General features: G+C 51.6%; 6 protein-coding genes. All 6 read left to right on the top strand.

Features of this window, described 5'->3' with window-relative positions:
• Positions 1 to 199 precede the first annotated feature (199 nt).
• The 6 genes from ACOYIE_RS08780 to ACOYIE_RS08805 all read left to right on the top strand — a co-directional run bounded on the left by ACOYIE_RS08780 (position 200) and on the right by ACOYIE_RS08805 (position 5,579).
• Complete coding sequence (locus ACOYIE_RS08780) at positions 200 to 1,360, top strand: amidohydrolase family protein (protein WP_433412396.1); 1,161 nt, start codon at positions 200 to 202, stop codon at positions 1,358 to 1,360.
• A 62-nt stretch (positions 1,361 to 1,422) separates the two neighbouring features.
• A complete protein-coding gene (locus ACOYIE_RS08785) occupies positions 1,423 to 1,965 on the top strand; it encodes an L-2-amino-thiazoline-4-carboxylic acid hydrolase (RefSeq protein ID WP_433412398.1) in 543 nt (180 codons plus the stop codon).
• A gap of 59 nt (positions 1,966 to 2,024) precedes the next feature.
• Complete coding sequence (locus tag ACOYIE_RS08790) at positions 2,025 to 2,261, top strand: hypothetical protein (RefSeq protein ID WP_433412400.1); 237 nt, start codon at positions 2,025 to 2,027, stop codon at positions 2,259 to 2,261.
• A 3-nt stretch (positions 2,262 to 2,264) separates the two neighbouring features.
• Positions 2,265 to 3,677 carry a sodium:solute symporter family protein gene (locus tag ACOYIE_RS08795; RefSeq protein ID WP_433412402.1) on the top strand — a complete coding sequence of 471 codons (1,413 nt, stop codon included), beginning with the start codon at positions 2,265 to 2,267 and terminating at the stop codon, positions 3,675 to 3,677.
• Between the two features lie 111 nt (positions 3,678 to 3,788).
• Positions 3,789 to 4,280 (top strand): hypothetical protein, encoded by a 492-nt coding sequence (locus ACOYIE_RS08800; protein WP_433412404.1) that lies wholly within the window; start codon positions 3,789 to 3,791, stop codon positions 4,278 to 4,280.
• 24 nt (positions 4,281 to 4,304) lie between these two features.
• A complete protein-coding gene (locus tag ACOYIE_RS08805; RefSeq protein ID WP_433412406.1) occupies positions 4,305 to 5,579 on the top strand; it encodes a serine dehydratase subunit alpha family protein in 1,275 nt (424 codons plus the stop codon).
• Positions 5,580 to 5,656: the final 77 nt, after the last annotated feature.

Genomic DNA, 5,656 nt, shown 5'->3' on the forward strand with positions numbered 1-5,656 from the left:
TTTATCACACCCATCTCTTAAAAAAATGCTGTTTTTTCTCCTTTTCCTTAAAAAATGTTCATTTTTATAAGTTTTGCACAATTTTCTCCCTGTAAAATCGCCCATATTTTTTCACAATTGGCACATCAAGTTGCTTTACCTATTTTCATACGAGCAATATTACCATTGCTTTTCAGTGTGAAGGAAAGGAGTTTGCAACATGAAAATTCTCTTGAAAAACGGCCAGGCTTGGCTAAATCACACTTGGCAGGCCGCCGACTTGCTGGTGGAGGGCGATCGCATCACAGCGGTTGGCGCCGATATCAAAGAACAAGCCGATCAGGTCATCGATGCCGCAGGCAAGTACATTCTCCCCGGCATCATAGATTGCCATGTTCATCTCAGCATGAACGGCGGCCCCCATCCCATGGCTGATTTGGGCAAATGCCGCGAAGCCGAAGCGGTTCTTGTCGCGATGGAAAGCGCCGAAGAGCTGGTCCGTTCAGGCATCACAACCGCACGCGACTGCGGCGGCATTGACCGAGAAACCGTCATCATTCGCGACGCTATCAAGGCCGGCCGTATTCAGGGCCCCCGCGTTGTTGCCTGTGTTGGTGCAATCCGAATTATTGGCGGTCATTTCTATGGTACGGAAATCGGCGGTGCCGACGAAGCACGCCGCGCCGCACGCGATTACATCCGCAAAGGCGCACAGTATATCAAGCTGATGGCAACAGCCGGTCTGGGCAAAATTGGCGAACAGCCCGGCGTAGCTGAGCTGGATGTGGACGAAATGGTCGCCGCCATCCACGAGGGCCAGAAGCACGGCATGGCATCAGCCGCACACTGCCACAGCAAGGAAGGTATGATGAATGCGCTTGCTGCAGGTGTTACTACTCTGGAGCACTGCACCTTCCTTGACGAAGAAGTGATTGATAAGATCATCGAACAGGATGTCTTCGTAGTGCCGACCTTCTCCCCCTATTGCCAGATGACCCGTTACGGCAAGGAACGTGGCGTGTCTCCGTATATGTGCCAGATGTCCCGTGATATCTGCGAATACAAAAACAAAACCTTCCCGATGGCTTATGAAAAGGGCGTTAAAATTGCTTTTGGCCGCGATGCAGGCGCACCACTTGTCCGCCACGGAGAATACTACATCGAAATGCTCGACATGGAAGCTGCCGGCATGTGTCGAACCGATATCATTATCAGCGCAACCGAAACCGCCGCAGACGCGCTTCAGCTCGGTGACGAAACCGGCAGTCTGACGGTTGGTAAGTGCGCCGATATTCTTGTTCTGGATGCCGATCCGCTCGATGATCTGCGCAATTTCCGCAAGGTCAACACAGTAATCGCAGCCGGCCGCATCGTCCGCTAAAACAAAAGTCCATAAACATTGAACTTAAACAAATCAATCAACAGATAGAAAGGTGTATTATTATGATGGATCCCAAAACCAACCCCGAATGCAAGGAATATTTTGACAAGCTCAACCTCGATGCCGAAATCACGCCCGAAATTTACCGCAACGCGATTGTCTCTGCGCAAAAGGGCCGTGCGATGATCAGTTATCTGGTATGGAAAAAGATGAAGGAAATGTATCCTGAAATCGACGCCGATGCCGTCATGATTGCAACCTATCGCGAATTCGGTATCATCAACGGCAAAAAATGGGGCAACATCGAAAACGCAAAGCAATCTCTGCTCGCACAGTCCTCCAAATCAGGCTATCTGGTATTCCAGCAGGAGCTCCAGGCTTATTCCGAGGATTACGCACAGAAGGATTTCCATTTCTGCCCGCACATCGAAGCCGCCAAGGAACTGGGTGCCACTCCTGAGGAAATCAAATTCTTCTGCCAGGAAATCCTGTCTGCAGGCGACTATGGCAACATGGAACCACACCCCTGTGTCAAGCTGGAGTTCAAAAAGCAGATCGGTGCCGGCGATGACCATTGTGAATACTGCGTAAGCAAAATAAAGTAATTTTACTGTGTATGCAGTAAGAAATAAGGGAAAAAAGAATAAAAAGGAGGTACTGCTTCATGAAAAAGTCTCAAAAGATCTCTTTGATTGCATCATTTGCCTATGTGATCGTGGCAACCATTCTGATTCTGATGGTTACGCCGCTGCTTGACTGGAAGATCGGTTCCATCCCCGGCATGACGTATGTAGTAATGTTCGCCGCACTGCTGTGCCCCATTATCTGCTGGATCATCGTGCCCAAAGTTGAAAAGATGGAAGAAGAAGAAAACCGCGCGGAAGGCAAAAAGGGGGACTAACCTATGCAGGGTATTCGCGTTATTGAGCTGACTGAAATTGTTATTTATCTGCTTGTTTGCATTGGCATCGGCGTTTACTACGGCAAAAAAGCGCACTCGTCCGAGCAGGAGTACTGGGTCGCCGGACGTTTTCTGAACGGCACTTGGGGCGCGTTTGCGGTATATGCGGTTGTCGGTTCTGCCTCTACTATTATGGGTTCAGCCGGCATTGCATATAAAGCAGGTCTCCCTGCCGTTATGTGTGTAGCCCTTGGTTTCTCGTTACAATTCCCGCTGATTGCGCATATTACCGCCGGCCCGTTGCTGGAGAAGAACATCTGCACGCTGGGCGACTTCTTCCAGGACCGTATCGGCGGCCGGCACGTCCGCTGGCTGTACGCCATTTTATCCCTGATTTTCATGGCCGCCTATGTTGTTCCGAATATGAAGGCATCTGCCATCGTCGGCCAGTACCTGATGGGCGATAACTTCAGCTATTCTCAGGTCGCCATCGTAATGGGCATCGTTCTGGTTATCTATGCTTCCATCGGCGGCATGTGGGCTGTTACTATCACCGATATCATCCAGGGCGTCGTTATGATGATTGGCGTTGTCGGCCTGGCACTTGCCATCATCCTGAACAGCGGTGAATTCGGCGGTTTAAGCGGCCTGTTAGAAGCTGCTGTTGCTGCCCGTCCTGCACTGGCGCAGATGGGTTACGCCCCGATTGCCGCATTAGGTCTTGCAATGATTTGGGGTCTGTGGGGCTTGGTCGCCCCGATGACCGTCATGCGTGTGCTGACCATGCGTAACGGGAAATCCGCCCGCCGCTCGCTCATTCTTGGCTCTATTTTTGCAGCCGTCACCGTTATCGTAGCCGGATTTGTTGCGGCAGTTGCAGCAACCATCAATCCGGATCTGGCAAACGCCGACATGTCCTACATCGTCACCATGGAAAAATACTTCCCGCCGGTTGTAGCAGGTTTCTTTGTTGCAGCTATTTTCGCAGCAATCATGTCGTCGGTAGACAGCTTCCTTCTGTCCGCTTCATCCTCTGTTGCGCGCGATATCTACAAGTGCCTGATCAATCCGAACGCCTCTGAGCAGACAGTCATCCGTCTTGGCACAATCTCGCTAGTTATCATCGGCCTCATCACCACTGCAATCTCCTGCATGGAGCTTCCGTTGATCTCCATTCTGGCTGGGTGGGCTGCCGGCGCGCTGATCTCGGCGTTCTGCTCTCCGTTGGTCATCGGCTTGTACTGGAAGGGAATTTCCCGCAACGGCGTATTCTGGAGCATGTTGGTTGGCGCTGCTGGTTACATGTTCCTGAATCTCTGGTCGGGTTTCCCCGCTCTGGGCGAAGTTATCGTTATGGTTCCGGTTACCGCAGTCGTCTGTGTTGTGGTTTCCAAGCTTTCTCCCAACAAAAACTAATTCGTAATTCTCCCGCGCAGCCGCAGCCTGCGCGGCTGTCGCAGAAACACGCACGGGCCGCCCGTTTTTGGCAGGGGCGGGCGGCCCTTTTCTTCACGGAGGATTATCAAAATGAAAATTAAAGTAGCTTTCAACAAAAAGCTGATCGGACAAGATCGTGCAATCAAAGTCTCCGCCCGGCGCGCACGCCGGCAGGGAGCAGACACCGCTGCACAGCCGCAGGTGGAGCTGCGGTACAAGCGGCTGTATTTTATCAAACTGCTCGGGCTTGCCGCACGCACACCTTTCGAACCAAAAAAAATTGACTACACATTATTTTATGACCCCGTAATGAACCAAGGCGGCTTGACCGATTGCGTTCCGGCTTGTGAAGAGTGCGAAGTAGACGAAAACCGCCTTATCGCAGAGAAGTATACTCTGAAAGATTACGAAAAGCAAAAAGATCAAATCATCGAAAAGAATATCCTGCGCAGCTATCTGCTCAAGCGGCCAGAGATCCGTTATGTCGATACGGACGAGGTCTATCTTCCCTATTGGGTATGCACCTATCCGCCCAACGTACAGATTATGGTAAACGCTGCGACGGGACGTGTGAACATTTAAACCGCAGGAAAGAGGACGAAAAGCATGGATCAGAAGCTGTACAATCAATATATCACAGTTCTCAACGAAGAACTGGTTACGGCGTTGGGGTGTACCGAACCCATCGCCATCGCCTATGCCAGCGCGCTGGCACGCGCGCAACTCGACCGTATTCCCGATGAAATCATCGCATATTGCAGTGGAAATATCATCAAAAATGTTAAAGGCGTCACCGTACCCAACTCCGGCGGCCAGAAAGGCGTTGAAATCGCAGCAATTCTGGGCGCAGTAGGCGGCAATCCAGACAAGCAGCTCGAGGTGCTAACCTCTATTACCCCAGAGCAGATCGCATTGTCCCGTCAGCTTGCAGCAGATCATCTTTGCAAGGTAGAGTTAGTTGAAGGCGTAGCAAATCTGTATATCCGCATCGAAATGCGCGCCGGTGAAGACTCTGCTCTGGCAGAAATCGCCGATAAGCATACTAATGTTACACGCATCTCCAAAAACGGCAAAAACTTGCTGCACAAAGAAGTGCAGCTTGACGACGGCAGCGCTAGCCACAAGCGTGACTTCATGACTATTTCAGGGATTTTGGATTTTGCAGAAGCGCTCCAGGTGAGCGATGTCAAGCCGCTGCTTGACCACCAGATTGACTGCAATATGGCAATTGCCGAAGAGGGCATCACTAACACCTATGGTGCCAACGTGGGCAAAAACATTCTTAAACTCTACGGCGGCAACGATGTGGAAACCCGTGCAAAGGCTTATGCCGCCGCCGGCTCTGATGCGCGCATGAGCGGCTGCGATATGCCTGTTGTTATCAATTCAGGGAGCGGCAATCAAGGAATTACCGTCACCGTTCCCGTTGTGCAGTATGCTCAGGAACTGCACGCCTCCGAGGAGCAGCTCTATCGCGCGCTTACCATCAGCAATTTGGTTGCTGCACATCTGAAAAGCGGCATCGGCAGCCTATCCGCCTTCTGCGGCGCAGTCAGCGCTGCGACCGGCAGCGGCGCCGCCATCACCTATCTGCGTGGTGGTTCCCGCGCCCAAATCGAGCAGACCATCAGCAATACTCTGGGCACTATATCTGGCATGGTCTGTGACGGAGCAAAATCCTCCTGCGCTGCCAAAATTGCCTCCGCTGTGGATGCTGCCATCCTGGCCGATAAAATGTCCGACAATAACGATTATTTCAAAGGAGACGAGGGCATTCTCGGCGAAGACATTGAAAACACTATTCGCAACATCGGCCGACTGGGCCGCAAAGGTATGCACGACACTGACACCGAAATTCTTCACATGATGATCGGTCAGTGATCGTCCGCTTTAGGTCGACAAACCAGTGTATCTGGTTGCCCCCCTTCCGGATACCACCTCACATATCGATAGTACTT

It is taken from the genome of Agathobaculum sp. (assembly GCF_050946325.1).
GTDB lineage: Bacteria > Bacillota > Clostridia > Oscillospirales > Butyricicoccaceae > Agathobaculum.

What these genes read in the sequence shown, in the direction of transcription:
- ACOYIE_RS08790 (WP_433412400.1), top strand. Translation starts at nt 2,025, where the DNA reads ATGAAAAAGTCTCAAAAGATCTCTTTGATTGCATCATTTGCCTATGTG.
- ACOYIE_RS08785 (WP_433412398.1), top strand. Translation starts at nt 1,423, where the DNA reads ATGATGGATCCCAAAACCAACCCCGAATGCAAGGAATATTTTGACAAG.
- ACOYIE_RS08800 (WP_433412404.1), top strand. Translation starts at nt 3,789, where the DNA reads ATGAAAATTAAAGTAGCTTTCAACAAAAAGCTGATCGGACAAGATCGT.
- ACOYIE_RS08795 (WP_433412402.1), top strand. Translation starts at nt 2,265, where the DNA reads ATGCAGGGTATTCGCGTTATTGAGCTGACTGAAATTGTTATTTATCTG.
- ACOYIE_RS08805 (WP_433412406.1), top strand. Translation starts at nt 4,305, where the DNA reads ATGGATCAGAAGCTGTACAATCAATATATCACAGTTCTCAACGAAGAA.
- ACOYIE_RS08780 (WP_433412396.1), top strand. Translation starts at nt 200, where the DNA reads ATGAAAATTCTCTTGAAAAACGGCCAGGCTTGGCTAAATCACACTTGG.